The organism is Allobosea rubneri (assembly GCF_032464875.1).
In the GTDB taxonomy this organism is placed as follows: Bacteria; Pseudomonadota; Alphaproteobacteria; order Rhizobiales; family Beijerinckiaceae; genus Allobosea; species Allobosea rubneri.
This window is the reverse complement of record NZ_JAWDID010000001.1, coordinates 230,433-256,359: the sequence shown is the minus strand read 5'-3', so window position 1 is coordinate 256,359 and position 25,927 is coordinate 230,433. Positions and strand designations below refer to the sequence as shown.

At 66.6% G+C, this 25,927-nt stretch carries 25 protein-coding genes; 6 read left to right on the top strand and 19 right to left on the bottom strand.

Features of this window, described 5'->3' with window-relative positions:
- Positions 1 to 6 precede the first annotated feature (6 nt).
- The 4 genes from RKE40_RS01175 to RKE40_RS01160 all read left to right on the top strand — a co-directional run bounded on the left by RKE40_RS01175 (position 7) and on the right by RKE40_RS01160 (position 3,439).
- Complete coding sequence (locus RKE40_RS01175) at positions 7 to 1,248, top strand: glycosyltransferase family 4 protein (protein ID WP_316016411.1); 1,242 nt, start codon at positions 7 to 9, stop codon at positions 1,246 to 1,248.
- Positions 1,249 to 1,513: 265 nt separating this feature from the next.
- On the top strand, positions 1,514 to 2,671 hold the full coding sequence (locus RKE40_RS01170) for a glycosyltransferase family 4 protein (protein WP_316016459.1): 1,158 nt from the start codon (positions 1,514 to 1,516) through the stop codon (positions 2,669 to 2,671).
- Positions 2,672 to 2,737: 66 nt separating this feature from the next.
- Positions 2,738 to 3,106, top strand: a complete 369-nt coding sequence (locus RKE40_RS01165) for a VanZ family protein (protein ID WP_316016410.1) — start codon at positions 2,738 to 2,740, stop codon at positions 3,104 to 3,106.
- A 138-nt stretch (positions 3,107 to 3,244) separates the two neighbouring features.
- Complete coding sequence (locus RKE40_RS01160; RefSeq protein WP_316016409.1) at positions 3,245 to 3,439, top strand: DUF6494 family protein; 195 nt, start codon at positions 3,245 to 3,247, stop codon at positions 3,437 to 3,439.
- 109 nt (positions 3,440 to 3,548) lie between these two features.
- Here the strand turns inward: RKE40_RS01160 and groL are convergent, their stop codons facing one another.
- The 13 genes from groL to RKE40_RS01095 all read right to left on the bottom strand — a co-directional run bounded on the left by groL (position 3,549) and on the right by RKE40_RS01095 (position 17,065).
- Positions 3,549 to 5,171, bottom strand: coding sequence for a chaperonin GroEL (groL, locus tag RKE40_RS01155; RefSeq protein WP_316016408.1), 1,623 nt, complete (start codon positions 5,169 to 5,171; stop codon positions 3,549 to 3,551).
- Between the two features lie 159 nt (positions 5,172 to 5,330).
- Positions 5,331 to 5,690, bottom strand: coding sequence for a cytochrome C oxidase subunit IV family protein (locus tag RKE40_RS01150; RefSeq protein ID WP_316016407.1), 360 nt, complete (start codon positions 5,688 to 5,690; stop codon positions 5,331 to 5,333).
- 11 nt (positions 5,691 to 5,701) lie between these two features.
- Positions 5,702 to 6,424, bottom strand: a complete 723-nt coding sequence (locus RKE40_RS01145; RefSeq protein ID WP_316016406.1) for a heme-copper oxidase subunit III family protein — start codon at positions 6,422 to 6,424, stop codon at positions 5,702 to 5,704.
- Positions 6,425 to 6,533: 109 nt separating this feature from the next.
- On the bottom strand, positions 6,534 to 7,256 hold the full coding sequence (locus RKE40_RS01140; RefSeq protein WP_316016405.1) for a cytochrome c oxidase subunit 3: 723 nt from the start codon (positions 7,254 to 7,256) through the stop codon (positions 6,534 to 6,536).
- A 10-nt stretch (positions 7,257 to 7,266) separates the two neighbouring features.
- Positions 7,267 to 9,027 (bottom strand): cbb3-type cytochrome c oxidase subunit I, encoded by a 1,761-nt coding sequence (locus RKE40_RS01135; protein ID WP_316016404.1) that lies wholly within the window; start codon positions 9,025 to 9,027, stop codon positions 7,267 to 7,269.
- Between the two features lie 62 nt (positions 9,028 to 9,089).
- Positions 9,090 to 9,905: a cytochrome c oxidase subunit II gene (locus tag RKE40_RS01130; protein WP_316016403.1), complete on the bottom strand. Its 816-nt coding sequence runs from the start codon at positions 9,903 to 9,905 to the stop codon at positions 9,090 to 9,092.
- 494 nt (positions 9,906 to 10,399) lie between these two features.
- Entirely contained in the window at positions 10,400 to 11,758 is a 1,359-nt protein-coding gene (locus tag RKE40_RS01125) for a dihydroorotase (protein WP_316016402.1), read from the bottom strand.
- 25 nt (positions 11,759 to 11,783) lie between these two features.
- Positions 11,784 to 12,488 carry an ABC transporter ATP-binding protein gene (locus RKE40_RS01120; RefSeq protein ID WP_316016401.1) on the bottom strand — a complete coding sequence of 235 codons (705 nt, stop codon included), beginning with the start codon at positions 12,486 to 12,488 and terminating at the stop codon, positions 11,784 to 11,786.
- Positions 12,489 to 12,492: 4 nt separating this feature from the next.
- Positions 12,493 to 13,173, bottom strand: coding sequence for a carboxymuconolactone decarboxylase family protein (locus RKE40_RS01115; RefSeq protein WP_316016400.1), 681 nt, complete (start codon positions 13,171 to 13,173; stop codon positions 12,493 to 12,495).
- Positions 13,170 to 13,895, bottom strand: coding sequence for an ABC transporter ATP-binding protein (locus tag RKE40_RS01110; protein WP_316016399.1), 726 nt, complete (start codon positions 13,893 to 13,895; stop codon positions 13,170 to 13,172). Before RKE40_RS01110 ends, RKE40_RS01115 begins: the two co-directional genes overlap by 4 nt.
- The gene (locus tag RKE40_RS01105; protein ID WP_316016398.1) at positions 13,892 to 14,881 is read right to left on the bottom strand and encodes a branched-chain amino acid ABC transporter permease; all 990 of its coding nucleotides are present in this window, start codon (positions 14,879 to 14,881) and stop codon (positions 13,892 to 13,894) included. The genes RKE40_RS01110 and RKE40_RS01105 overlap by 4 nt, the downstream gene beginning before the upstream one ends.
- A complete protein-coding gene (locus tag RKE40_RS01100; protein ID WP_316016397.1) occupies positions 14,878 to 15,750 on the bottom strand; it encodes a branched-chain amino acid ABC transporter permease in 873 nt (290 codons plus the stop codon). Before RKE40_RS01100 ends, RKE40_RS01105 begins: the two co-directional genes overlap by 4 nt.
- Before the next feature lie 10 nt (positions 15,751 to 15,760).
- The gene (locus RKE40_RS01095) at positions 15,761 to 17,065 is read right to left on the bottom strand and encodes an amino acid ABC transporter substrate-binding protein (protein WP_316016396.1); all 1,305 of its coding nucleotides are present in this window, start codon (positions 17,063 to 17,065) and stop codon (positions 15,761 to 15,763) included.
- 134 nt (positions 17,066 to 17,199) lie between these two features.
- On the opposite strand from RKE40_RS01095, the gene RKE40_RS01090 reads away from it, so the two are divergent.
- Positions 17,200 to 18,123, top strand: a complete 924-nt coding sequence (locus tag RKE40_RS01090; RefSeq protein WP_316016395.1) for a LysR family transcriptional regulator — start codon at positions 17,200 to 17,202, stop codon at positions 18,121 to 18,123.
- A gap of 69 nt (positions 18,124 to 18,192) precedes the next feature.
- On the opposite strand, the gene RKE40_RS01085 is transcribed toward RKE40_RS01090, so the two are convergent.
- Together RKE40_RS01085 and RKE40_RS01080 are read right to left on the bottom strand one after the other, a co-directional pair.
- Positions 18,193 to 19,059 carry an NAD(P)-dependent oxidoreductase gene (locus RKE40_RS01085; RefSeq protein ID WP_316016394.1) on the bottom strand — a complete coding sequence of 289 codons (867 nt, stop codon included), beginning with the start codon at positions 19,057 to 19,059 and terminating at the stop codon, positions 18,193 to 18,195.
- Between the two features lie 74 nt (positions 19,060 to 19,133).
- Positions 19,134 to 20,036 carry a ketopantoate reductase family protein gene (locus RKE40_RS01080; protein WP_316016393.1) on the bottom strand — a complete coding sequence of 301 codons (903 nt, stop codon included), beginning with the start codon at positions 20,034 to 20,036 and terminating at the stop codon, positions 19,134 to 19,136.
- A 267-nt stretch (positions 20,037 to 20,303) separates the two neighbouring features.
- Between RKE40_RS01080 and RKE40_RS01075 the strand changes: the two genes are divergently transcribed.
- Entirely contained in the window at positions 20,304 to 21,413 is a 1,110-nt protein-coding gene (locus RKE40_RS01075; RefSeq protein WP_316016458.1) for a PLP-dependent cysteine synthase family protein, read from the top strand.
- Positions 21,414 to 21,460: 47 nt separating this feature from the next.
- Here RKE40_RS01075 and RKE40_RS01070 read toward each other — a convergent pair whose 3' ends face one another.
- The 4 genes from RKE40_RS01070 to RKE40_RS01055 form a co-directional block, all read right to left on the bottom strand.
- On the bottom strand, positions 21,461 to 22,891 hold the full coding sequence (locus tag RKE40_RS01070; protein WP_316016392.1) for a TRAP transporter large permease: 1,431 nt from the start codon (positions 22,889 to 22,891) through the stop codon (positions 21,461 to 21,463).
- The gene (locus tag RKE40_RS01065) at positions 22,888 to 23,460 is read right to left on the bottom strand and encodes a TRAP transporter small permease subunit (protein ID WP_066475830.1); all 573 of its coding nucleotides are present in this window, start codon (positions 23,458 to 23,460) and stop codon (positions 22,888 to 22,890) included. The genes RKE40_RS01070 and RKE40_RS01065 overlap by 4 nt, the downstream gene beginning before the upstream one ends.
- Positions 23,461 to 23,597: 137 nt before the next feature.
- A complete protein-coding gene (locus tag RKE40_RS01060; protein WP_316016391.1) occupies positions 23,598 to 24,344 on the bottom strand; it encodes a response regulator in 747 nt (248 codons plus the stop codon).
- On the bottom strand, positions 24,337 to 25,869 hold the full coding sequence (locus RKE40_RS01055) for an ATP-binding protein (protein ID WP_316016390.1): 1,533 nt from the start codon (positions 25,867 to 25,869) through the stop codon (positions 24,337 to 24,339). The genes RKE40_RS01060 and RKE40_RS01055 overlap by 8 nt, the downstream gene beginning before the upstream one ends.
- Positions 25,870 to 25,927 lie beyond the last annotated feature (58 nt).

The window sequence follows — 25,927 nt, the reverse complement described above, 5'->3', positions numbered from 1 at the left end:
GAAGCCGTGTCGAACGCGCAACCGGCCGAAAATCGCCTGCTGGCGATCAACAACTACTTCTACCGCCGCGGCGGCGCGGAGACCGTCTTCTTCGACCATATCGCGATGTTCTCGCAGCTCGGCTGGGACGTCGTCCCTTTCGCCATGCAGCACGAGAACAATGCGCCCTCGCCCTGGTCGGGGTATTTCGTCTCGGAGATCGAATATGGCCGGCGCACGAGCCCGCTGCGCAAGGTCGCGCAGGCCGCCAGCATCATCTACTCGCGCGAGGCGCAGCGCAATCTCGCGCGGCTGATCGAGCAGGCGCGTCCCACCGTCGCCCATGCCCACAATGTCTACCACCATCTCTCGCCGGCGATCTTTTCGACCCTGAAGGATGCCGGGATTCCCGTTGTGATGACGGCGCATGATCTGAAGCTCGCCTGTCCGGCCTATAAGATGCTGCGCGATGGCAAGGTCTGCGAGGACTGCAAGGGCGGGCGGATCCACAACGTCCTGCGCCATCGCTGCGTCAAGGATTCGGTGCCGCTCAGCGGGCTCGTCCTGGTCGAGACGATGGTGCACCGGGCGCTCGGCCTCTACCGCGACAAGCTCGACCGTATCGTGGTTCCCAGCCGCTTCTATCTGGAGAAGCTGGTGGAATGGGGCTGGCCGCGCGAGAAGCTCGTCTACATTCCGAATTTCGTCGAGGTGGACGGATTTCGCGACACCTGGGATGAGGGCGACTATGTCGTCTTCGCCGGGCGACTCGCGCCGGAAAAAGGGCTCGCGACGCTGATCCAGGCGGCCGCGCGCGCAGGGCAGCGGCTTATCCTGGCCGGGACCGGGCCGGAGGAAGCGGCGCTTCGCGACCTCGTCGCCAGGACCGGCGCCGATGCGAGTTTCGTCGGGCACCTCTCGGGACAGGAGCTGCACCGTCTGATCGGCCAGTCGCGCGCGCTCGTTCTCCCGTCCGAATGGTATGAGAACGCGCCGATCAGCATCCTCGAAGCCTATGCGCTCGGGCGCCCGGTGATCGGCGCTGCGATCGGTGGCATCCCGGAAATGATCCGGGACGGGGAGACCGGGCTGCTCAGCGCCTCTGGCGACGTCGACGATCTCGCGCAGAGGCTGGCGGATCTGGCGGCGCTGTCGGATGCGGATCGCGCGCGGATGGGCCGGGCCGGGCGTGACTGGATCGCGAGTGAGTTTTCCGCCGCCGCCTATCGCGACCGGACGCTCGACCTTTACGGCAGGCTCGGCAGCTGAAACGGAAGGGAAGGGCACGACGTAAAGGTTAACAAATGGAAAATGGCGCCGATCTTGCCGCTTCACTTGCGGCTGGATGGCTGTTTTCCTTATGTCTGCTGGCAGCTTGAGACATGAGGGTCTCGAGCCCTAGATTTCTCCGGCCCTCAGGGAGAACTTTCGGGATTGAAGAGGGACATTTGCAACGCCGTTCGGGTTGCAGCGTTACGCCGGGCTCGACTGGGCGTGACGGGTGGAGGCGACCATGACCAGTCTTCCCATCGCGATGCCGCCCGGTAAATCGGCTTCCGCTGCGGCAACACCCGAGCCTCGTCGCCGGATCATTTTCCTGGGCCTGCGCGGCATCCCCAACGTCCAGGGGGGCGTCGAGAAGCATGTCGAGATGCTCGCCGGCGAGCTGGCTGCCTGCGGCTGGGATGTCGAGGTCATCGGCCGCAGCCGCTATCTGCCGCATGTCGGTTCCGGCTCGTGGAACGGCATTCGCGTTTCTCCGCTATGGGCGCCGCGCAAGATGGCGCTCGAAGCCCTCGTCCACACCTTCCTCGGGGTTTGGCTCGCGGCGCTGCGCCGGCCCGACATCCTGCACATCCATGCGGTCGGTCCGGCCCTGCTCGTGCCACTCGCCCGGCTTCTCGGCCTCAGGGTCGTCGTCACCCATCACGGCTATGACTATGAGCGCCAGAAATGGGGGGGCCTTGCCCGGCGCGCGCTTAAGCTCGGCGAGTATTTCGGCATGCGCCTGTCGCACGGCCGGATCGCGGTCTCCAGCGAGGTCGCTCGGGCCATGGCAGAGCGCTATGCGGCGCCCGTCACCTATGTGCCGAATGGCGTGAGTGTCGCGCCGCCCGGCGCAGAGACCGGGATTCTCGAAGAGTTCGGCCTGCAGCCGAAACGCTATGTGCTGATGGCGGCGCGTTTCGTCCCGGAGAAGCGACAGCCGGACCTGATCAAGGCTTTCGCCAAATGCGGCGCTTCCGGATTTCAGCTGGTGCTGGCCGGCGATGCGGAGTTCGAGACACCCTATTCGCGCGAGGTCAGGGCTCTGGCGAAGAACATGCCCGGGGTCGTGCTGACCGGCTTCCAGACCGGCGGCAGGCTCGCGGAGCTCTTCGCCAATGCGGCTCTGTTCGTCCTTCCGTCGAGCCATGAAGGCATGCCGATCGCGCTGCTCGAAGCGATGGCGTCGGGCCTGCCGGTGCTCGCCAGCGATATTGCCGCGAACAAGGCGCTAGCCCTGCCGGCCGACGACTACTTTCCGCTCGGCGACATCGACGCCCTCGCGAAAGCGATGGCGACAAAGATGGCGAATCCGCTCAGCGAGGAGCAGGCGCGAGCCCAGAGGCTGCAGGTCGAGCAGGCCTATAGCTGGCCGAGCGTCGCCCAGAAGACGCTTCAGGTCTACCGTTCCACCCTGGTGAACTAGTTTGCTTGCCTCAGGCCCGCGGGCGCGCGACAAGGCCGGCTCGCCGTAACCGGAGACGAGCAGATCATGAATTCAAGAGCGCTTTTGCGCGTCCTGCCCTGGCTGCTGCTCGCCTTCATCGTCTTCGCCACCCTGTCTTCGCTCGAAATGCGCCCGCGAATCGGCCATGCGGTTCATCTCGAACGCTTCGGGGCCTTCGGGCTCCTGGGCTTCCTGTTCGCGGCCGTCTATCCGAGGCGGATCGCGGCCGTGCTGCTGTTCGTCGTGGCCGTCGCGATCGGGCTCGAGTTCTTCCAGCTGCTCTCGCCGGACCGGCATGCCCGCTTGGGTGATCTCTTGGTCAAGCTGGCCGGGGGCGTCTGCGGTGTCGCGTCCTGCTGGCTGACCATGCGCTTCCTGCCGGGGGTTCGCGGCCTGCTCGCGCGCGTCTCCTGATCGCCGGCGCGGCCGGATGTCACGGCAATCCGTTGGGTCGACAAAGAGATGGATCGCCGATCCGCACCCGATAGGATGGTCGAGAGACAAGCGATCTATCGAGAGCGCGTCCTGCGTGCTCGGGCCTGGAGGCAGATCATGGATGAAGACCGTTTCAACATGGCAGTCCGCAAGTTCCTGAAGGAGGTCGGCGTGACCTCGCAGCGGGAGATCGAACGCATCGTGCGCGACGGCACGGCTCAAGGTGGACGCGTGCGCCTGCGCATGACGCTGACCTCGGAGGACGCTCCCGCGCTCCAGCACGTGGTCGAGACGACGATCGAACTCAGGTGACCCGGAACTAGAGCATTTCCGCAATTCTCTGAATCGCGGAAATGCTCTAATTCTTTGTTTTATCGCATTTTCTTCACGCGAACCGGTGCCCGCTTCGCTCGAAAATGCTCTAGAAGTCCATGCCACCCGGCATTGCCGGCGCCGTCTCCTTCTTCGGGAGGTCGGCGATCAGGGCCTCGGTGGTGATCAGCAGCGAGGCGATCGAGGCGGCATCCTCGAGCGCCGTGCGCACGACCTTGGCCGGGTCGATCACGCCGTTCGCGACCAGGTCCTGAAACTCGCCTGTCGCGGCGTTATAGCCCCAGCCATAGTCGTTCTTCTCGATCAGCTTGCCGACGATGACCGAGCCGTCGGCGCCGGCGTTCTCGATGATCTGGCGAGCCGGGGCCTGCAGGGCGCGGCGCACGATGTCGACGCCGGTGCGCTGGTCGCCATTCGCCGGCTTGAGCGCCGCGAGCGCCTTCAGCGCGCGCAGCAGCGGCACACCGCCCCCCGGCAGGATGCCTTCCTCGACCGCCGCCCGGGTGGCGTGCATGGCATCGTCGACACGGTCCTTCTTCTCCTTGACCTCGGTCTCGGTCGCGCCGCCGACGCGGATCACCGCGACGCCGCCGGCGAGCTTGGCCAGCCGCTCCTGCAGCTTCTCGCGGTCGTAGTCCGACGAGGTCTCCTCGATCTGCGCCTTGATCTGCGCGATGCGGGCCTCGATGTCCTTCTTCCTGCCGGCGCCGCCGACGATCGTGGTGTTTTCCTTCTCGATCATGACCTTCTTGGCGCGGCCGAGCATGTCGAGCGTCACCGTTTCGAGCTTGATGCCGAGATCCTCGGAGACGGCGGTGCCACCGGTCAGGATCGCGATGTCTTCGAGCATCGCCTTGCGGCGGTCGCCGAAGCCCGGCGCCTTGACCGCGGCGATCTTCAGCCCCGCCCGCAGCCGGTTGACGACGAGCGTCGCCAAGGCTTCGCCTTCGACATCCTCGGCGATGATCAGCAGCGGCTTTCCGGTCTGCATCACCGCCTCGAGCAAGGGCAGCATGGCCTGCAATGCCGAGAGCTTCTTCTCGTGGATCAGCACATAGGCGTCTTCCAGCTCGGCCCGCAGCTTCTCGGCATCGGTGATGAAATAGGGCGAGATGTAGCCGCGGTCGAACTGCATGCCCTCGACGATGTCGAGCTCGGTCAGCGCGGTCTTCGCCTCTTCGACCGTGATCACGCCTTCATTGCCGACCTTCTTCATGGCCGAGGCGATCATCCTGCCGATCTCCTCGTCGCCATTGGCCGAGATGGTGCCGATCTGGGCGATCTCGCTATTGGCCGTCACCTTCCTGGCGTTCGCCTTGAAGTCCGCGACGGCGGCTCCGACGGCCATGTCGATGCCGCGCTTCAGATCCATCGGGTTCATCCCGGCGGCGACCGCCTTGGCGCCTTCCCGGACAATCGCATGGGCGAGGACGGTCGCCGTCGTCGTGCCGTCACCGGCGGCATCGTGCTGCTTGGCTGCGACCTCGCGCACCATTTGCGCACCCATGTTCTCGAACCTGTCGGCGAGCTCGATCTCGCGCGCCACGGCAACGCCGTCCTTGGTGATGCGGGGCGCGCCAAACCCCTTCTCGATCACGACGTTGCGGCCCTTCGGGCCGAGCGTCACCTTGACCGCATCGGCGAGGATTTCGACGCCGCGCAGCATCTTCTCCCGTGCCTCGGACGAGAACTTCAGTTCCTTCGCAGCCATGCCTGGGCCCTCCTCTGGCGGTCGCAGTACCGGCGCGCGCGGGAGCCTCGAGCGAGTCTCCTCCTGGCCGGTCCCTACCGATCACGTCGCTCCCGAGCGCATGCGACCGGCGCTCGCTTGGCGAGCCGGCATCTCGTGCCGGCCCCGAAACTCACCGCCTCACGATCCCGCCGAGAAGAAGGTCATCCGGGAGAGAAGCGTGTAGTCCGCCTCGAGGATCATGATGCCGACGAAGACCAGCAGCACCAGCGGCGGCAGCAGGATCGCATAGCTCAGCGCCAGCCGCTCCCAGGCCATGTGCATGAAGACGGCGATGATCAGCCCGGCCTTGAGCGCCATGAAGAGCAGGATCAGCGACCAGCGCAGCAGGCCGACGAGCTGGAAATAGTCGACCAGATAGGAGCAGGCGCTGAGGATGAACAGCCAGACCCAGACCACGAGATAGAGCCTGATCGGATGGTGCTGCGCCTCGCTTGGGGGAGGCGCCTGCACCGGGGCGGGGCTCGTCGGTTGCGACATGGCTTCCTCCCTCACCAGAGATAGAACAGCGCGAAGATGAAGACCCAGACGAGATCGACGAAGTGCCAGTAGAGCCCGGTGATCTCGACGATCTCGTAGCGGCCGCGCCGGCTGGTGAAGAAGCCGCGCCGCCCGTCGTCGAAATCGCCGCGCCAGACCTTGCGGGCGATGATGATCAGGAAGATCACGCCGATCGTGACATGCGTGCCGTGGAAGCCGGTGATCATGAAGAAGCTCGAGCCGAACTGCGCGGCGCCCCAGGGGTTCTCCCAGGGCCGCACCCCTTCCGAGATCAGCTTCGACCATTCGAAGGCCTGCATGCCGACGAAGGCAGCGCCGAGCAGTGCGGTCAGAAGGAGCAGGGCGGCCGTCTTGCGGCGGTCGCGCCGGTAGCCGAAGTTGACGGCCATCGCCATCGTCCCGCTGCTGCTGATCAGCACGAAGGTCATGATCGCGATCAGGATCAGCGGCAGATGGTGGCCGGCGATCTCGAGCGCGAAGACCTCGCTCGGATTGGGCCAGGGCACGGTGGTCGACATCCGGACCGTCATGTAGGCGATCAGGAAGCTGCCGAAGACGAAGGTGTCGCTGAGCAGGAAGACCCACATCATGGCCTTCCCCCAGGAGACCTCCTTGAAGGCCTGACGATCGGACGACCAGTCCGAGACGATGCCCGGCCAGCCCGCAGCAGGCCTGACTTCGGTATGCGCAGTGGACGGCAAGACCTCGTTCATCGCTCGCCTCGCTCGCAGCCGGGAGCCGGATGATCACCAACCTGCACCCGGATCTCGTCGAAATGGCGGATCGTCCCGCCCGTAATTCACTCCGTGGTCGTACTCGCGTCTAAGTCAGCAGCGCCCGGCAGATCTCGATCAGATCGTCCGTCCAGCGCATCAACAGGGCGAACAGCACGAGCCAGACCAGAAGCAGGAAATGCCAGTAGGTGGCGCAGAGCTCGACGCTGAGCTGCAAGCGGCCCCAGTTCGCCGGTGCGCTGCCCATCGGCACGGCGAAGGCCCGCACCGTCGTCCGGCAGAGCGCCACCAGCCCGCCGAGCAGGTGCAGCCCGTGGATCGCGGTGACCAGATAGAAGAAGGCACCGGCCGGATTGGCCGCAGTGAAATAGCCGGCGGCGCCGAGCTCCCGCCAGGCCAGCAATTGACCGGCGAGAAAGGCCAGCGCCGAGACGCCGGTGGCGAGCAGGCCGGATCGGACGCCGTCGAGTTCACCGCGGCGCGCTGCGACGACGCTCGTCTGCAGCGCGATGCTGCTCAGCGCCAGCAGGCCGGTGCTGAACCACAATACAGGCGGCATCGGCAGCGGGCGCCAATCGGACATGCCCCGGCGCATGAAATAGGCGCTGACCAGCAGTGCGAACAGCGAGCCCGCCACCACGAGAAACGCCGCGAGACCGATCTTGGCGATCGGCCGGGGCGCGGGGCCCGTCCATTCCACCTCGCCGACGACGCCGACCTCCAGCCAGGGCTTGGCGGTGAGCCCCTGGCGCAGCAGCCACCAGCCGGCGAAGCCTGCCAGGACGACCATGAAGAGGAGGATCACGACCATGGCCGGCTCCCTAGGCGGCTCTCGGCTCGGGCGGCTGGTTCTGCGGCAGGAAGTCCTGCGCGGCGCCCGGCACGCTGTAATCATAGGCCCAGCGATAGACCACCGGCAGCTCCTTGCCCCAGTTGCCATGCGCGGGCGGCGTCTGTGGCGTCTGCCATTCGAGCGTGGTCGCGCGCCAGGGATTGCCACCGGAGGGTCGGCCTCGTTTCAGGCTCCAGATCAGGTTGAACAGGAAGATGAGTTGCACCGCGCCGACGATCAGCGCGACCACGGTGATGAAGATGTTCAGCGTCACCGTCGAAGGTGGAACGAAGGCCATCGCGCCCATCTCGGGGTAGCGCCGCGGCACCCCCATCAGCCCGATATAGTGCATCGGGAAGAAGATCGCGTAGGCGCCGAGGAAGGTGACCCAGAAATGCAGCTTGCCGAGCGTGTCGTCGAGCATGCGCCCGGTGATCTTCGGGTACCAGTGGTAGATCGCGCCGAAGACGACGAGGATCGGCGCGACCCCCATCACCATGTGGAAATGCGCGACCACGAACATGGTGTCGGAGAGCGGCACGTCGACCACGACATTGCCGAGGAACAGGCCGGTCAGGCCGCCATTGACGAAGGTGACGATGAAGCCGAGCGCGAACAGCATCGGCACGGTCAGGTGGATGTCGCCTTGCCAGAGCGTCAGGATCCAGTTGTAGACCTTGATCGCGGTCGGGATGGCGATGATCAGCGTCGTCGTGGCGAAGAAGAAGCCGAACGCCGGATGCATGCCGCTGACATACATGTGGTGGGCCCAGACCACGAAGCTCAGCGCCCCGATCGCGACCAGCGCCCAGACCATCATCCGGTAGCCGAAGATGTTCTTGCGGGCATGGGTGCTGATCAGGTCGGAGACGATGCCGAAGGCCGGTAGCGCCACGATGTAGACCTCGGGATGGCCGAAGAACCAGAACAGGTGCTGGAACAGGATCGGGCTGCCGCCCTTGTAGGCCAGCCGCTCGCCCATCGCGATGATCGAAGGCATGAAGAAGCTGGTGCCGATCAGCCGGTCGAGCAGCATCATCACGGCGCCGACGAAGAGCGCGGGGAAGGCGAGGAGCGCCATCACCGTCGCGGTGAAGATGCCCCAGATCGTCAGCGGCATGCGCATCAGCGTCATGCCACGGGTTCGCCCCTGCAGCACGGTCACGACATAGTTCAGCCCGCCCATGGTGAAGCCGATGATGAACAGCATCAGCGAGACCAGCATGATGACGATGCCCCATTCCTGGCCGGCGGTGTTGGCGAGGATCGCCTGGGGCGGATAGAGGGTCCAGCCGGCGCCGGTCGGCCCGCCCGGTGCGAAGAAGCCGCAGACGAGGACCAGCACGGCGAGAAAATAGATCCAGAAGCTCAGCATGTTGACATAAGGGAACACCATGTCGCGCGCGCCGAGCATCAGCGGGATCAGGTAGTTGCCGAAGCCGCCGAGGAAGAGCGCGGTCAGCAGATAGATCACCATGATCATGCCGTGCATGGTGATGAGCTGGTAGTAGTAGTTGGCGTCGATGAAGGAGAGCAGGCCGGGAAAGGCGAGCTGCATCCGCATCAGCCAGGACAGGACGAGCGCGACCAGCCCGATCGCCAGCGCCGTCGCCGAATACTGGATCGCGATGACCTTCGCGTCCTGGGAGAAGACATACTTCGTGATCCAGCTTTTCGGGTGGTAGAGCTCGACATCGTCGTGCCCCGCCGTCGGCACCGGCCCTGCCACGCCATGCGTCACGTCCGCCATCGCGACACCTTTCCGCTCCCGCCGGCTCGGCGAACCCGGTTCGGGCCCGCCCGGAGCCGCTCCTAGTTCTTCGCCTGCGTCCTCGACGGCGCCTGCAACTGGGCAAAGGTCTTCTGCTGTTGCAGCCAGGCCTGGTAGTTCTCGTCGGGCTCGACGATGACGCCACCGCGCATGAAGGCGTGGCCGGTGCTGCAGAGCTCGGCGCACAGCGCCTCGAAGGTCCCAGGCCGGGTCGGGGTCAGCCAGTAATAGGTGACGACGCCCGGGATCATGTCCATCTTGGCGCGGAACTCCGGAACGTAGAAATTGTGCAGCACGTCGAGCGAGCGCAGCAGCAGCTTGACCGGCTTGCCGATCGGCAGATGCAGCTGGTCGCCCTGGATGATGACGTCATCCTGCCCATGCGGATCGTTCGGAGCGATCCCCAGCGGGTTCTCCGTGGTGACATGGGCGATGTCGGTGGCGCCGAGCTTTCCGTCCGCGCCCGGCAGCCGGTAGCTCCACTGCCATTGCTGGCCGACGACCTCGACCGTCGCAGCATCGGCCGGCACCGTGACGAAGCGATGCCAGACCACGAGGCCGGGCGCGAGCATGGCTGCGACGCCGACGCCGGTGCCGATCGCGAGCCACCATTCGAGCCGCTTGTTCTCGGGCTCATAGGCGGCGCGATTGCCTTCGCGATGGCGGAAGCGGATCACGCAATAGGCCATGAACAGCACGACGGCCGCGAAGACCGCGCCGGTGATCCAGAAGGTGATGATCAGGGTCTGGTCGATATAGCCCCAATTGGAGGCGATCGGCGTCCACCACCACGGGCTCACGAAGTGGAAGGCCACCGAGCCAATCACAACCAGAATCAGTGCGATCGCGATAGCCATCTCTGTCATCCTTGCCGGGGCGTCGATGAACAGGACCACTGGTCGTCGCGGCGCCAGGCCGCGTCGCGACGTTAGAAAAGCAAGCTACAGTCAGGCGCGAAAATCGTGGCGGGCCCCGCAGTGCAGGCGGGGGCGTCGAAGAAGGTGTAGGGGACGGCGAAGCAAGGCTCGGCGCAGGAAGGCCACGGGGCGCATGCTCGGTCGAGCGCGCCCTTGCGTTTCGAACGTTGCCTTCTCCTAGCCATGGCCGAACCTCGGCTCTGCCGGCGACCGAATTGGCGCAAAGCACTCGCTTGCTGCAAGGCATTCAGGCCTTGCGCTCATGGTCGTGCATTGTTGTCGTCCTGCACGCGAGCGTTGTCAAATCGGAAAAGTCAGCCGCTCGGCGCGTTGGACGTTTCGATCGTTCAGCAGAAGCCGCGTCGATTTCTTTCAGGTACCGGGCGAATGCTTGGGAGGTATGCGCTGTCGCCGCCCTGGCCTCGCCGAACCGGTCAGTGCCGGGCCGGTGAGACGAAGCGCCCGCTCCCCGGGGCGGCCAGCACGTCCTTGCCGTCGAAGATCAGCTCGCCGCGCAGGAAGGTCGCGACGGGCCGGTAGGGCAGCTCGATCCCCTCATAGGGGCTCCAGCCGACGAAGTTGTGCCCGCTGAGTGCCGGATCGTAGCGGCGCGGATCATGCGCCATCACCGTGATGTCGGCATCGCGCCCGAGCGCGAGCGCGCCCTTGGCCTGGCCGATGCGGAACAGCCGGGCCGGGTTGGCGGCGAGCAGCCTGGCCGCCCAGCTGATCGGCAGCTCCCGCTCCACCAGCCCCTTGATCAGCAGTTGATAGAGCGCTTCCAGCCCGGGCACGCCCGAGGCATTCCGCGCCATCACCGGATCGCTCTTGCGATCTTCGGACCAGGAGACATGGTCGGTCGAGACGATGGTGACATGGCCGGCGGCGAGATGCTGCCAGAGCCGTTCCACCTCGCTGCGCGAGCGGATCGGCGGGTTGATCTTGGCCTTCCCGACCAGCCGGGAGACGTCGTTCTCCTCGTCGAGCACGAGATAATGCACGCAGGCCTCGATCGTCGTGTCGAAGCCATTGCGGCGATAGTTCTCGCAGAGCTCGTAGCCGCGCCCGATCGAGCAGTGCACGATGTGGCCGGAGCAGCCGGTCGCCGCGGCGATCTCGTAGACCTCTGCCGTGGCCAGAGCTTCGGCGAGCGGCGGCCGGGCGAGCCCATGGGCCCGATAATCGGTGATGCCGGCCTGCGCGACGCGCGCCTCGGCGTCGCGGATCATCTCGTCGTTCTCGTTGTGGACGCCGGCGATCAGCCCGTGACGGGCGATCTCCGCGAAGCAGGCCTGCAGGGTCTGCGGCGGAATCCGCGGAAACCGCTGCGGATGCGTGCCGAAGGTCGAGAATTTGAAGCCGGCGGCGCCGGCCGCGACCATCTCGCCGATCCGGGCTGGCCCTTCCTGCGGGTCGACGGTGCCGTACAGCGCGAAGTCGACGCGCGCCTGCTCGCCGGCCTCGGCCGCCTTGGTCTTGAGCTTCTCGGCCGTGCAGATCAGGTTGCCGTCGTCATAGGGCATGTCGACGATGGTGGTGACGCCGCCGGCCGCCGCCGAGCGCGTCGACCAGACGAAATCCTCCTGGCCCTTCTGCGACCGGGAATGGACCTGCGCATCGATGGCGCCCGGCAGGACGAAGGCATTCCCGAAGTCATGGCGCGTCGTGGCGGAGGGCGGCGTTCCCTCGCCGACCCGCTCGATGCGGCCGGCGCGAACAGCGACATAGCCCTTGTCGCGGACATGGTCCGTGCCGACGACGCGGCCGGTGATCACCAGATCGAAATCGCTCATCGAACCTTGCCCGCAGTTCCAGTCTTCAGATGCCGAGAAACGCCGCCCGGATGGCGTCGTCGTCGATCAGATTGCTCGAGCGGTCCTCGCGCACCGTCTGGCCCTTTTCCAGGACATAGGCCCGGTGCGAGACGCGTAGCGCCTGGCGGGCATTCTGCTCGACCAGCAGGATCGCGGTGCCGGTCTCGTTGACCCGCTTCAGCAGCTGGAACATCTCTGCCACCAGCTTCGGTGCGAGGCCGAGCGATGGCTCGTCGAGGATCAGCAGGCGCGGCTTGCTCATCAGCGCGCGGGCGATCGCCAGCATCTGCTGCTCGCCGCCGCTCATCAGCCCACCGAGCTGGTTGCGCCGCTCGGCGAGACGCGGGAACAGGGCGAACATCTCCTCGATTGCCTCGCGCCGGCGGACTGGGTCGCGCTGCGTGTAGCCGCCCATCAGCAGATTCTCGAGCACGCTCATCTGCGGCATGATCAGCCGGCCCTCAGGGCAGAGCGCCACGCCGCGCGGCACCATCTCGTGGCACTCGGCACGGGTCACGTCCTGCCCTTCGAAGCGGATCGATCCACCCTGCGGCTGCAGGGCGCCGGCGATCATCCGCACAGTGGTCGACTTGCCAGCGCCATTGGCCCCGAGCAGGGCGACGATCTCGCCCTCCGCGACGGTCAGGCTGACATCGCTGACCGCGACGGCGCCGGCATAGGCATAATGGAGCTTGGCGACCTCGAGCATGGGGTCAGCCCAGGACCCAGGGCGGCGGGCAGCCGCCTTCGCGGGCGAGTTCGTCCCAGATGTCGCAGGCCTCGACCAGCGTCGGGCCGCCACAGGGCAGCATCACATAGGAGACGCCCTCGGCGATCTTCTCGGCCGGAGCTTCGAGCGCGGTGGCGCGCTTCAGGTGGAAGCGCATGCCGGCCCGGCATTTGCGCGCGGCATGGGCGACGACGAGCGCGATCTCGGCGATCTGCTCGGGGATCTCGCCCCGCGCCACCTCGACCATGCTGGCGTAACGGGCATCGGCCTCCTCGGGCGAGATCCATTTCGACCAGCTCTTGGAGAAATCCATCGCCGGGTAGGCCTCGGCGACGCCGGCCAGCGCCATGCAGTCATGGATCTGGGCACGGCTCAGGCCGGATTCCTCGGCGCGCGGCATGTGGATGTCGCCATAGGCCTCGCGCGCCGATGTCAGCAGCACCAGCCAGACCACCTCGCGCTCGAAATAGGTGAAGGAGCGCTCGAGCAGGGTCAGCTCGCGATAATAATTGTCATACGCTCCCATCAGATCGGGATCGTAGGTGCAGAGCATGCGGTGATAGGCCAGCAGGTAGCCGCGCGCGTCGAGCGCCTTGGCGAGCGCGGCGGCGCCTTTGGCGGCGCGCTCCTGCGGCGTCAGTTCCTTCCTCTTGATGAACGTCATTCCTCGGTTCCCAGATAAGCGGCGATGACGCGCGGATCGCGCGCGATCGCCTGAGGCGCGCCTTGCGCGATCAATGCGCCGGCTTCGAGCACGAGCACGGTGTCGGAGATCTCCATCACGGCCGGCATGTCGTGCTCGACCAGCACGACGGTCGCACCGGCATCGCGGGCCCGGCGCAGGATCGCGACCATCTCGGCGGTTTCGGTCGGGTTGAGCCCGGCGCAGGGCTCGTCGGCGAGCAGCAGCGACGGGCGGGCGGCCAGCGCGCGTGCGACCTCGAGCCGGCGCAATTGCCCGACAGTGAGTTCGCGCGCCTCGCGGTCATGCAGTTCGGCGAGTCCGGCGAGCTGCATCGCCGATTGCGTCACCGCCTCGACATCGCGCGGCCCGGCCCGGCCGAACAACGCGCCGATGCGGACATTCTCGGTGACCGACATGCCGGGAAACGGCTTGGCGATCTGGAAGGCGCGGGCCACCCCGAGATGGGCGACGTCGACCGGCGAGGCGCCGGCGATGTCACGCCCCTCGAAGAGGATCGTGCCGCTGTCGGGGCGGAAATAGCCGGTGACCAGGTTGAAGAAGGTCGACTTGCCGGCGCCGTTGGGGCCGATGAGGCTGCAGATCGAGCCGCGCGGCACCTCGAAGCTGACATCCCGCACCGCCTTCAGGCCACGGAAAGACTTGCTGACGCCGCGGACGGCGAGGATCACATCCGCGCTCATCGTCCCGCCTCCCGCTTTTGCCGCTTCAGGCGCAGCCTGTAGGCGTCGTAGATGCCGTAGAGCCCGTTCGGCGCGGCGAGCACCAGGATCGCGAGCAAGAGGCCGGTGATGAACATGTGGATGTCGAGCAGGTCGCCGAGCAGGACCTGGGTGACATAAGTCATCACGCCGGCGCCGACGATCGGGCCGATGATCGTGCCCATGCCGCCGAGCAGCGAATAGACGATGACGTTGAGATTGAACTCGTTGCGGAACACCGAGTTGGCGGTGATGTAGCCGAGGTTGTGGGCATAGATCACGCCCATCATCGCGGTCAGCATCGCCGAGATCACGAAGGCCGAGATCTTGTACGGCGCGGTCGGCACGCCCAGCATGCGGGCGGTGTCCTCGTCCTCGCGGATGGCGAGCAGGCCGTAGCCCAGCTTGGAATGGCGCACGCAGATCGCGATCAGGATGATGGCGGTCGCGGCCAGCAGCAGCGCCCAATAGTAGAAGCGCTCGGGCCGGACGTCCTTGGGCACGATGTCGATGAGGTTGACGCCAAGCGCGCCGCGCAGGGCGTCGATATTGCTGACGAGCTCGTAGCAGACCTGGCTGACGCCAAGCATGGCGATCGCGAAATAGATGCCGCGCAGGCGCAGGATCGGCCAGGCGATCACCAGCGCCAGCAGCCCGTTCAGCAGCATCGCCGCGAGCAGGGCGACCGTGAAGGCGCCGGCCGGCGACCAGCCCGGCAGGGCAAGCTCGATCAGCGCGGCGACGAAGGCACCGGTGCCGACGAAGGCGGCGTTGCCGAAGCTCCAGTAACCCGAGAAGCCGCCGAGCACCGTCCAGGCGACCGCGAGCCCGGCCGCGAGGACGAAGAGCTGGCCGACGCGGACGCCATAGGGCGAGAGGAAGGCGGGCAGCAGGGCGAACAGGAGGGCGCCGGCGAGGGTGATCGCGATCGACACCCAGGCCGAACGGCCGGAGACGAAGAGTTTCATCGCGAGCCCTTGAAGCTGTTGCCGAGCAGGCCGGCCGGACGCACCACGAGCATCAGCACGAGCAGCAGGAACATCATGGCGTTGGGGAAGGCGGCGCCGATGAGCTGGGCGGTCATGGTGTTGACGACGCCGAGGATCAGCCCGCCGACCAGGGCGCCCGCCGGACTGCCGATGCCGCCCAGGGTCACGACCACGAAGGCATTGACCGTCCAGAGCGTCTCGTCAGGCGGCGAGAACGGCATGACGAGGCCGATCGCGACGCCGGCCGCGCCGGCGAAGGCGGCCGAGAGCCCGCTGGTCAGCGCGAAGACATGGCGGATATTGACCCCGCACAGCGCCGCCGCTTGCTCCTGTTGCGCCGTGGCGCGGATGGTGCGGCCGATATTGCTGTAGCGCAGGGTCGCGGCGAGGGCGGCGAGCAGCACGATGCTGACGAGGAGGGCCGCGACGCGGGTCAGCCCGACCGTGACCTCGCCGAAGCTCAGCGAGTCGAAGGCATAGGCCGGCGTCACGCTCTTGAAGTCGGGCGAGTAGATCAGCACCAGCGCGTTGCGGATCATCAGCGCGAAGCCATAGGTCAGCAGCATCGAGGCGAGCAGGCTCGCCCGCTTGGTCGCCCACTGGATCACCGAGCGCTGGAAGGCGTAGCCGAGGCAGAACATGCCGAGCATGATCACCGGCAGCGCCAGCAGCGGATCGAGCCCGAGCTTCTCGTGCAGGGTATAGGCGGCATAGCCGCCGATCAGGACGAAGGCGCCGTGGCTGAGGTTCACGACGCCGAGCACGCCGAAGAGCAGCGAGAAGCCGACGGCCGAAAGGGAGAACAGCCCCCCGAGAACGAGGCCGTCGACAAGGGTTTGCATGGTCATGCGATCAGGCCTAGCCGCGACGCTTTTCGGCCCATTTCGGGGCGGGGAAGACGGGAGCGGCAGTGCGCGAGGCTTCCGGGAACACGACTTCCGCCGTGCCCTTCAGGACCTGGCCGACCGTCGAGCCGAGATGGACCGGGTCGCCATCGCCCTCGGGGGTGAACTTGATGCGGCCATAGAGCGACTCCACGTCGAGCGTGGCGAGCTTGTCGCGGACCTTGGCCGGGTCGAGCGAGTTGGCGGCCTTCATCGCATGGACATAGGCGACGATGCAGGCCGCGCCCGAGGCGGTGTGATAGGCGATGTCGCGCTTGAAGTGCTGGCGGTAATAGTCCGCGAACTTCTGGGCCGAGCCGAAGAACGCATCCTTGTAAGGCGAGCGCTCGTCCCAGAACTGCTGGAAGTAGAGCCCTTCCGAGTACCCGCCGAGCGCGTCGCGGAAGCTCTTCAGCTGCGGGCCGAGCGAGAGATAGAGCAGCGGCACGTCGACATTCGAGGAGATCAGCTGGCGCGCGATCAGCAGCGAGTTCTGGTCGTGCGTCGTGGCGAGCAGCACGTCCGGCTTCTTGCTGCGGATCTGGTTCACCAGGCTGGACGCGTCGGTGATGTTCTCCGGCAGCGTCACGATGTCGTTGATCGGCAGGCCCTTCTCCTTGCCGAAGGCGATGGCGCCCTCTGCCAGCGTCTTGGAGAAGGCGTCGTTGGCCATGGCGAACATGATCGATTTCGGTGCCGGCTGGAGCACCTTGAAATACTCGACCGTGTTGTAGAGCTGGCGCGAGGCTCGCGGGAACATGCAGAAGATGTTCTTGTAGCCCTGGGTGTAGATCTGGTCGGAGGCGCCGCCGGTCTGCATCATCGGCTTGCCGGCGCGCTCGACGATCGCCGCGGTCGGCAGCACGATATTGCTGCCGAAGGAGCCGAGGAAGAACTGCACGCCGTCGTCGAGATGGCGCTGGATCAGGGTCGAGGCGCGGGCCGGGTCGGAGGCGTCGTCGAACAGGCGGACGTCGATCTTGTAGCGCTTGCCGTCGATCTCGACGCCGTTCAGCTGCTCGTTGAAGAATTTCTGCGCAGCGAGATAGCCGTTGTTGACGTTGAGCCCGGTTTCGGCGGCGCGGCCGGAGAGCGGCACGGAGCCGCCGATCACGATGGTCTCGGTGGCCTGCGCCTGCGCGCCGCGCCCGATCGCGGGCAGCGCAACCGCCGCGCCCATCGACTTCAGAACCGTCCTGCGGTCGAGCTTCACATTCCCCTCCATCGGCTTTTCGCCTTTGCGGTGCAGGCGCGGTGCGGCTGCACTTTCCGTCATCATGGAACGAGCCCCCGCCGGCCCTTCGCTGGGGGGCCGGTCGCCCGGTTCCACCCCGGTGACGCAGGGAGAATTTCCTGCCGTGGCTAAGGAATAAAGATTGTTTGTCGCATTGGATTTATGCAGAATCGACATTAATGGACATGCTTCAAGCCTACCGGGCCTTCCTGCGCGTTGCCGAGACCGGCAGCTTCAGCCGCGCCGCGGAGGAGATGAGGCAGCAGCAGTCGCAGGTCAGCCGGTTGGTGGCAGGGTTGGAATCGCAACTCGGCGTCCAGCTGCTGCGGCGCACGACGCGTTCGGTCACGGTCACCGAGGAGGGCGAGCGCTATCGGCTGCGGCTCGCCTCGATCCTGCACGCGCTCGATGAATGCGAGGGGGAGTTGCGCGGCCGCGGTCGCGAGCCCAGCGGCCTGATCCGCGTCGCCTGCCCGACAACGCTGGGACGCGTTCTCCTGGTGCCGATCGTCAGCGAGTTCCTGAAGCTCTACACCAAGGTCCGTGTCGAGCTCCTGATGAACAACAACCTGGTCAATCTCGCGGCCGACGGCATCGACGTCGCGGTCCGGGTCGGCCGGCAGCCGGTCAACGATCACCCGGCGCGCAAGATCGGCATCGTCGAGCAGCTCGTCGTCGCCAGCCCCGCCTATCTGGCTGGTGTCGATCCGATCACCGAGCCCGAGCACCTGCTCGGCAAGAACTGTTTCTGCTTCTCCACCAATGCCGGCACGCAGAGCTGGTCATTCTCACGCGGCGATGTCGCCAGGCTGGTGAATGTCGAGGGCGATTTCATCGCCAACGACGCCGACGTCCTGATGCAGCGCTGCATGGCCGGCCTGGGCGTGGCGATGCTGCCGCGCTGGCTGGCCTGGGCGCCGGTCGCCGAAGGCAAGCTCCAGCGGCTGATCCCGGAATGGACCAACCATTCCATGGCGCTCAGCATCGTCTCGGTGAACCGCAATTACCGGCCGAAACGGGTCTCGGTCTTCCTCGGCTTTCTCGAGATGCACCTCAAGCCGTTCCTGGTCTCGCCGCCGAGCGCGGGCGATCGCCGGGACTGACAGCGTCCCGGCTGGCCACGCGCAGCAGGAGCCTTCGAGCGGCCCGGCATCGCGACGGCACAGGCGGCTTCAGAGCATGCCGGCAAGCTCCGGCAGCATGGCCTGCTTGCCGCCTTGCTCGACGCCCTGCGCCAGCGTTTCCCGCACCGCTTCGGCGACGCCGTGAGCGGCGCCGGCATCCTGCGCCATCTGGGTGTAGTAGCCGAGATCCTTCAGCGCATTGGAGATCGAGAACTGCAGGCCGGAGGAATCGTTCGCGAGCAGGAAGGGCTTGAGCCGCTCCAACGCCGCGCCGGCGCCGCCGCCGCTCGCCAGCACATCGACGAAGACGTCGAGCGAGACTTCCGATCGCCTTGCACAGGCCGAGGCCTCGGCAAGCAAGGTAACGAAGCCGAGCGAGACGTAATTGTGCAGGAGCTTCATGCGATGGCCGGCGCCGAGCGGGCCGGCATGGGTGATGTTCTCGGCGAAGCAGGCGAGCACCGGGCGCACCTCCTCCAGCGTCTCGGCGGGGCCACCGACCAGGAGGTTGAGCTTGCCTTCATGGGCGTGCCTGGCGGTCCGGGTCATCGGTGCGTCGATGAAGCGTCCGCCTGCCTTCTCGACGAGCGCGGCCATCTTCTTGGTGGATTCAGGCACCGAGGTCGAGCAATCGACGACGATGGCACCCGGGCGCAGCCCTTCGAGCAGGCCGGACGGACCGCTCAGAACGGCCTCGACCTCGGCCGAGCCGGTGACACAGAGGATGACGATCTCGGCTTCGCGGGCGACATCGGCCGCGGTCTTCCGGGTCGCGGCGCCGCCGGCCAGGAGCTCGTCGAGCGGCTGGTTGCCGGGATGCTCCATCACCGTCAGCGAATAGCCCTTCTTGAGGATGTTCCTGGCGATGCCGTGGCCCATCAGGCCAACGCCGATGACACCGATCTTGCTGGGCATGGTTGTGCTTCTTTCCTGCTTATGAACGTGATGGCGCCCTTTCCGGGTGCCAGAATTGGTGCTGAGGGCGGCGTTCAGGCGGTTCGGCGATTCGCTTCCTCGAGCAGGCGAACGCAGGCGAGCAGCGTGCGGTTGGCCGGGACGCTCAGCCCGAATTTCTCGGCCGTCCGGACGACATAGCCGTTGAGGTGCTCGATCTCGGTCTTCTTGCGGCGCTGCAGATCCTGGGCGGTCGAGGAGAACTGGCTGGGCATCGCGGCAGCGAGGCCCATCACGGTGCCGATCAGATTGTCGGGGAGGCTGATCCCGGCCGCCTGCGCCACGGCGCGGCATTCCTTGACCACATCGGTCATGACCTCGGCCACGCCGTTCACCGAGACCATCGGCCCATAGGGCAGCTGCCCGATCGCGCAGAGCGCGTTATAGGCGCAGTTGACCGTCAGCTTGGTCCAGAGCACGGCCGCGACATTCTCCGAGACGTCGGTCGGAATGCCCGCCTGCGCGAAGGTCCGGGCGAGTTCGGCGCTTGCCGGCCCGGTGCCGATCACCAGTTCGCCGCGGCCATTGTGCCTGACCTTGCCGGCGGCGACCGTCTCGACGGCGACATAGACCGCGGCAGGTATGACGGCACGGCCGAAGACCGCTTCGAGGCGCTCGGCATTGTCGACGCCGTTCTGCAGGCTCAGGATCCGCGAGTCGGATTTCAGGTAAGGCGCGATCGCCTCTGCGGCCGCGACGGTGTCGTCGGACTTCACCGAAATCAGCACGAGATCGGCGTCGGCTACGCCGGAAGGCTCGGTGGTCGCCTGAACCGGCGCCCGGTGCGTCTCTCCGGCCTTGAGCAGGATGACGCCGTTCGACGCCATGGCAGTGGCATGGGCCTGCCGGCCGATCATCGTCACGGGATGACCGGCCAGGGCCAGCATCGCGCCGTAATAGCAGCCGACGGCGCCGGCACCCATGACCGCGATCTTCATCGATCTCTCCACATAAGGGTTTCCGCGGACATGGCCGGCGGTCGCTGCGCTGGCCGGGACCGGATTCCGTCGGCCTGGCGCAGAGCGCCGCCGCACTTCGCCATGCTACTACGACATGTCGCCCGGTGGGACCATCCATCTGCCCCTTCATTGCCCGCAGGACGGGGGCGGCCTCGATGCATGCTCCCCGCAGCCCTCTCGCGGAGCGGTGGCGATCCCCTGCGAAAGCGGCATAATGCCGGCCTCGCCGCCGACAGGGCCTGCCCGATGACGATCCGCGTTCCCGTTCAGAGACTGTGCTCCCGCGGCTGGGTGGAGCAGGCCATTGCCGCGCTGGACGCCGATCAGCATCGTTCGGCCGACACCCATCTCTTCAAGCTCGAATGCCCGAAGCTTAGCGGGATCGACATCTATCTGAAGGACGAGTCGACCCATCCGACCGGCAGCCTGAAGCACCGCCTAGCACGCTCGCTCTTCCTCTACGCCCTCTGCAACGGCCAGATCCGCGAGGGCACGGCGGTGGTCGAGGCCTCGTCCGGTTCGACGGCGGTGTCGGAGGCCTATTTCGCCCGCATGATCGGCGTGCCGTTCTATGCGGTGATGCCGAGAACGACGTCGCGCGAGAAGGTCGTGGCGATCGAGCACTATGGCGGGACCTGCCATTTCATCGACGATGGCAGCACGCTCTACGCCGAGGCCGCGGCGCTCGCCCGCAGCCTCGGCGGCCACTACATGGACCAGTTCACCTTCGCCGAGCGGGCGACCGACTGGCGCGGCAACAACAACATCGCCGAGGCGATCTTCCGCCAGATGGAACGCGAGCCGCATCCCGTCCCGGCCTGGATGGTGATGAGCGCCGGGACCGGCGGCACCTCGGCGACGCTCGGCCGCTATCTCCGCTACAAGCGGCATGCCACCCGGCTCTGCGTCGCCGATGTCGAGCAGTCCGCCTTCTTCGACGGTTACCGCACGGCCGATCCCGAATGCCGCTGCGAGCGCGCCTCGCTGATCGAAGGCGTCGGGCGTCCGCGCGTCGAGCCCTCCTTCGTGCCCGGCGTCATCGATCGGATGGTCAGGGTTCCCGACGCGGCCTCGATCGCGGCGATGAATGTGCTGTCGCGGCGGCTCGGGCGGCGCGTCGGCGGCTCGACCGGCACCAATTTCTTCGCCCTGTGCTGGCTTGCGGCGGAGATGAAGGCGACAGGCCGGAAGGGCTCGCTGGTGACGCTGATCTGCGATTCCGGCGAGCGCTATCTCAAGACCTATTACGATCCGGCCTGGCTCGCCGAGAAGGGGTTGGACCCTGCGCCCTATGAAACCCTGGTCGAAGCCGTGCTGGCCGGCGATGGCTTAGATCTTCCGCTCGAAGAGGCCTGAGAGCGGCCCCACCAGCGCGGCGGGGCGGCCTTATTGCCAACGTGCCATCAGGGCTTCGGCGGCGTCAGCCCCTCGAGTTCGAACGTGCCGACTGAGGGCAGGGCGTCGAACTGCTTTTGCAGCGCCGCAGGATCGAGCGTGACCGGCTTCTCGAGCCAATAGGTCACCATCTCCGGGAAGACGATCATCAGGCCGACGAGGATGAGCTGCAGCACGATCCACGGGATCGAGCCGAGATAGATGTCGCGGCTCTTCACCTGCGGCGGCGCGATGCCGCGCAGGTAGAACAGCGCGAAGCCGAAGGGTGGATGCATGAACGCCGTCTGGATATTGGCGCAGATCAGGAGGCCGAACCAGATCAGGTTGATGTCGAGCTTGGTCGCCGCCGGCGCCAGCAGCGGGATGATGATGAAGGCGATCTCGAAGAAATCGAGGAAGAAGGCGATGAAGAAGATGAACACCATGGTGAAGGTCAGGAACCCGACCTGACCGCCGGGCAGCCCGGTCAGCATGTGCTCGATCCACAGCCCGCCGCCGACGCCCTGGAACACCAGGCTGAAGACGCGGGCGCCGATCAGGATGAAGGTCACCATGGCGGTGATCCGCATCGTCGACGACATCGCCTGATAGGTGAGCTTGGGGGTCAGCGTCCGGTACATTGCCGCGAGCAGGAGCGAGCCGACGGCGCCCATCGCGCCGGCCTCGGTCGGCGTCGCCAGCCCGAGGAAGATGGTGCCGAGCACGAGGAAGATCAGCGCGCCCGAGGGGACGATGCCGCGAATGCACTTCAGCGCCAGCGGCCAGCCCGACAGGACACGGGCCTCCGGCGGCAGCGCGGGCACCTGCTCGGGCTTGAGGATGCTGAGGATCATCACCCAGATGCAGAATAGCGCGACCTGAACGATGCTGGGGCCGATCGCGCCGGCATACATGTCGCCGACCGACTTGCCCATCACGTCGGCGAGGACGATCAGCACGAGCGAGGGCGGGATCAGCTGGGTGATCGTGCCGGAGGCGGCGATCACGCCCGTGGCGTGCCGCATATTGTAGCCATAGCGCATCATCACCGGCAGCGAGATCACGCCCATCGCGATGACCGAGGCCGCGACCGTGCCGGTGATCGCGCCGAGGATCGCGCCGACGAAGATCACTGCATAGGAAAGCCCGCCGCGGACGCTGCCGAAGAGCTGGCCGATCGAGTCGAGCAGGTCCTCGGCGAGGCCGCAGCGCTCCAGCACCGCGCCCATGAAGGTGAAGAACGGGATCGAGAGCAGCAGGTCGTTCGAGATGATCGAGTAGAGCTGGAAGGTCAGGTTGCCCATATAGGTGTGGCTGATCACACCCATCTCGATGGCGACGAAGCCGAAGAACAGGCCGACCGCCGCGAGCGAGAACGCCGCCGGGTAGCCGATGAGCAGGAACAGCACCAGGCCCGCGAACATCATCGGGCCGAGATTCGCGCGGATCACGTCCATCATTGCAGCGGCTTCTCGTAAGCGTATTCGTGTTGATGGAAGCCGCGCAGCGCCGCCGCACGTTTGATCATTTCGGAGAAGCCCTGGAGCAGGATCAGGGCGAAGCCGACCGGCAGGAGCAGGATGACGGGCCAGCGGATCAGGCCGCCGGCATTGCTGGAGCTCTCGTTCAGCGTCCAGGCCTGCACGAACCAGGGCCAGGTGAACCAGATCATCACCAGGCACATCGGGGTCAGGAAGATCGCGCCGCCGAGCAGGTCGATCCAGTGGCGGGCGCGGTCCGAGATCGCGCCATAGATCAGGTCGACGCGGACATGCTCGTTGACCTTGAGGGTGTAGGCGGCGCCGAGCAGCACCATGCCGGCGAACATGTACCACTGCAGCTCGAGCCAGGCGTTCGAGCTGTAGGAGATGAGATAGCGCACGGTCGCATTGATCGCGCTGACCAGGCAGGCGAGCAGGACGAGCCAGCTCGCGATCACGCCGAGCCATTCGCCGAGCTTGTCGATGGCGCGGGAAAGCGGCAGCAGTTGCCGGCAGAACAGCCAGGCTATCGCGACGAGTGAAGCCATGCCGCCGATCGAGGCGAGCGCCAGCCAGATCTTGAACATGAACGCTCCCTGCCGCGGCCCTGCGCGGCTCTTTCGCCACGCGGACTTCGTCGGGAGCTAGCAGCTATGCGCTTAGCCGTTCCATGGCGCGTAGGAGGCTAGGGCATAGCCATCGCATAGCCGGCTGCGTCGAACTGCTCCTGCGTGCGCAGCCGGTAGCCGACGGCCAGCTCGGTCACGACATAGACCGGGCGGGCAGGGTCGGGCTCGATCCGGTTGCGGAGCTTCTTCATCAGGATGCGCAGATACTGCACGTCTTCGTCGGGATCGTGCGGCCAGAGCTCACGCATCAGCTGGCGGTGGGTCAGGACCAGGCCGTGATGGGCGGCAAGCGCCCGCAGCAGCGCGAACTGCTTGGGTGAGAGGGTCAGGACGACGCCGTCGCGGCTGACGATCCGCTGGGCGAGATCGAGCGTCAGCCCGCCGACGCGGAGAACGGGCGCCGGCGCTGCTCGCGTCGCCACCCGGCGCAGCACGACGCCGGCACGGGCGAGCAGTTCGGCCATGCCGAACGGCTTGACGATATAGTCGTCCGCGCCGGCTTCGAGCAATGCGACCTTCTCGGCCTCGGAACTGCGCACCGAAAGCACGATCACCGGCACCTTCGACCATGAACGCAGCTCGGTGAGCACGCTCGCCCCGTCGGCATCGGGCAGGCCGAGATCGAGCACCACCAAATCGGGCGCCCGCATGACGGCGAGTTCGATGGCCTCGCGCGCGGTCTGGGCTTCAACGACCCTGAAGCCCCGCATCTCCAGCCCGGTGCGCAGGAAGCGGCGGATTTCCGGCTCGTCGTCGACGACGAGCGCCAGCAGCGGCGGGGTCGAACGCGTGGCTTCACTCATCATCGTCTCCGAGCGGCGGCGGATCGGCGGCGAGGGGCAGCGCGATCCGCATTGTCGTGCCCCGGTTCGGGCCGTCGCTCAAGGCCTCGATCGTCCCGCCATTGGCTTCGACGAAGACCTTGGCGATCGCGAGGCCGAGTCCGCTGCCGCCGGCGATGTCGGCGTGGCGCTCCCCGCGATAGAAGCGCTCGAAGATCTGCTCCCGCTCGCCGGCATCCAATCCGGGCCCCTGGTCGCGAACCGCGATGACGAGCTTTTCTGCCTCGACCGACGCCGAGATCGCGATGGCGGCCGCCGCCGGACCGAACTTGGCGGCATTGTCGAGGACGTTGATCAGCGCCTGCTCGACCAGGGCGGGGTCGATGCGCAGGAAGGGCAGGTCATCCGCGAAATGCCGTTCGATCCTGCGACCCCGCAGGTTTGCGGCGGCGCCTGCCATGGCGGCGTTGATGAGATCGGCGGCGTCGACCGTGTCGAGCCGCGGCTGCAGGGCGCCCGAGCGGATGCGGGTGACGTCGAGCAGGTTCTGGATGCGCAGGTCGAGGCGCCGGGCTTCGCTGCCGATTGCGCCTGCGAGACCGGTAAGCTCGGGCGTTCCGGCGATGGCGGGCGCCGCCGCCAGCACGCTCGCCGCCCCCATGATGCTGGCAACCGGGGTTCGCAGGTCGTGCGAGACCGATTCCATCAGGATGTCGCGCAGTTCGTCCGTGCGCTGCCGCAGATTGCGCTCCTCGATCGTCTTCGACAGGCCGAGCCGCTCCAGCGAGCGCGATCCTTCGGCCAGGATCGAGCTGGCGCGGGCGACGAGCGCGTCGGCCGGAACTTCGCCGAGTGCGCCGAGCGCAACGGCCAGCACCGCATCCGTTCGATCCTTGCCGCCGAGCCGGCAGAGAAGCCAGTCTCCATGACCACCCAGATCGACGCGAGCGACCTTGCTCGCCGTGCTCGTCGCTTCCGTGCGGGCAAAGTCTCCGGCTGCCGCCGTCAGCGCCTCCGGCGCCGCGCTGCCGCCTGGGGCGCCGACGGTCTCGATCTCACCGCGCCGCGAAACCCTGAAGACGATCACCGGGCAGGAGAGGGCCAAGGCCATATGACTGGCGACCTCGACGTAGATCGTGTCGGCATCGCCCGCGGCGGCCATTGCGCCGCCGAGCTCGTAGAGCTGCCTGATTTCGCGTTCCCGGTTCCGGGCCCGCAGCATCTCCTGGCGAATGCGTCCGGCGAGCCGCCCGATCACCAGCGCGACCACCAGCGAGGTCACGAGATCGATGAGCTGTGGGAGACGGAAGACCTTTACGCTGAAGAGCGGCGGGTAGAACAGCGTCGTCAGCAGCGCGCCGAGGAGCGCGGCCATGATCGCCGGCCCGGTCCCGTAGCGGACGGCGGCGACCAGGACCGGCAGCATGTAGATGGCCGAGACGCTCTCCAGCGTCGCGAAGGATACGACCGCAGCGGCGAGGGCGGTCGCGGCTGCGACGAGCAGCAGCACATTGGCGTAGACGAGAAGCGGCTGCTTCAGGCGCATTGCGGGCGGGGCTCCGGGGCTCGACCCGCCCAGCATAGCGAAGATGACGGGTGATGCG

What these genes read in the sequence shown, in the direction of transcription:
- RKE40_RS01055 (WP_316016390.1), bottom strand. Translation starts at nt 25,869, where the DNA reads ATGCGCCTGAAGCAGCCGCTTCTCGTCTACGCCAATGTGCTGCTGCTC.
- RKE40_RS01060 (WP_316016391.1), bottom strand. Translation starts at nt 24,344, where the DNA reads ATGAGTGAAGCCACGCGTTCGACCCCGCCGCTGCTGGCGCTCGTCGTC.
- RKE40_RS01125 (WP_316016402.1), bottom strand. Translation starts at nt 11,758, where the DNA reads ATGAGCGATTTCGATCTGGTGATCACCGGCCGCGTCGTCGGCACGGAC.
- RKE40_RS01085 (WP_316016394.1), bottom strand. Translation starts at nt 19,059, where the DNA reads ATGCCCAGCAAGATCGGTGTCATCGGCGTTGGCCTGATGGGCCACGGC.
- RKE40_RS01165 (WP_316016410.1), top strand. Translation starts at nt 2,738, where the DNA reads ATGAATTCAAGAGCGCTTTTGCGCGTCCTGCCCTGGCTGCTGCTCGCC.
- RKE40_RS01140 (WP_316016405.1), bottom strand. Translation starts at nt 7,256, where the DNA reads ATGGTCGTGATCCTCCTCTTCATGGTCGTCCTGGCAGGCTTCGCCGGC.
- RKE40_RS01170 (WP_316016459.1), top strand. Translation starts at nt 1,514, where the DNA reads ATGCCGCCCGGTAAATCGGCTTCCGCTGCGGCAACACCCGAGCCTCGT.
- RKE40_RS01150 (WP_316016407.1), bottom strand. Translation starts at nt 5,690, where the DNA reads ATGTCGCAACCGACGAGCCCCGCCCCGGTGCAGGCGCCTCCCCCAAGC.
- RKE40_RS01130 (WP_316016403.1), bottom strand. Translation starts at nt 9,905, where the DNA reads ATGGCTATCGCGATCGCACTGATTCTGGTTGTGATTGGCTCGGTGGCC.
- RKE40_RS01145 (WP_316016406.1), bottom strand. Translation starts at nt 6,424, where the DNA reads ATGAACGAGGTCTTGCCGTCCACTGCGCATACCGAAGTCAGGCCTGCT.
- RKE40_RS01075 (WP_316016458.1), top strand. Translation starts at nt 20,304, where the DNA reads ATGACGATCCGCGTTCCCGTTCAGAGACTGTGCTCCCGCGGCTGGGTG.
- groL (WP_316016408.1), bottom strand. Translation starts at nt 5,171, where the DNA reads ATGGCTGCGAAGGAACTGAAGTTCTCGTCCGAGGCACGGGAGAAGATG.
- RKE40_RS01080 (WP_316016393.1), bottom strand. Translation starts at nt 20,036, where the DNA reads ATGAAGATCGCGGTCATGGGTGCCGGCGCCGTCGGCTGCTATTACGGC.
- RKE40_RS01105 (WP_316016398.1), bottom strand. Translation starts at nt 14,881, where the DNA reads ATGAAACTCTTCGTCTCCGGCCGTTCGGCCTGGGTGTCGATCGCGATC.
- RKE40_RS01100 (WP_316016397.1), bottom strand. Translation starts at nt 15,750, where the DNA reads ATGACCATGCAAACCCTTGTCGACGGCCTCGTTCTCGGGGGGCTGTTC.
- RKE40_RS01135 (WP_316016404.1), bottom strand. Translation starts at nt 9,027, where the DNA reads ATGGCGGACGTGACGCATGGCGTGGCAGGGCCGGTGCCGACGGCGGGG.
- RKE40_RS01090 (WP_316016395.1), top strand. Translation starts at nt 17,200, where the DNA reads ATGGACATGCTTCAAGCCTACCGGGCCTTCCTGCGCGTTGCCGAGACC.
- RKE40_RS01160 (WP_316016409.1), top strand. Translation starts at nt 3,245, where the DNA reads ATGGATGAAGACCGTTTCAACATGGCAGTCCGCAAGTTCCTGAAGGAG.
- RKE40_RS01070 (WP_316016392.1), bottom strand. Translation starts at nt 22,891, where the DNA reads ATGATGGACGTGATCCGCGCGAATCTCGGCCCGATGATGTTCGCGGGC.
- RKE40_RS01110 (WP_316016399.1), bottom strand. Translation starts at nt 13,895, where the DNA reads ATGAGCGCGGATGTGATCCTCGCCGTCCGCGGCGTCAGCAAGTCTTTC.
- RKE40_RS01095 (WP_316016396.1), bottom strand. Translation starts at nt 17,065, where the DNA reads ATGATGACGGAAAGTGCAGCCGCACCGCGCCTGCACCGCAAAGGCGAA.
- RKE40_RS01065 (WP_066475830.1), bottom strand. Translation starts at nt 23,460, where the DNA reads ATGGCTTCACTCGTCGCGATAGCCTGGCTGTTCTGCCGGCAACTGCTG.
- RKE40_RS01115 (WP_316016400.1), bottom strand. Translation starts at nt 13,173, where the DNA reads ATGACGTTCATCAAGAGGAAGGAACTGACGCCGCAGGAGCGCGCCGCC.
- RKE40_RS01120 (WP_316016401.1), bottom strand. Translation starts at nt 12,488, where the DNA reads ATGCTCGAGGTCGCCAAGCTCCATTATGCCTATGCCGGCGCCGTCGCG.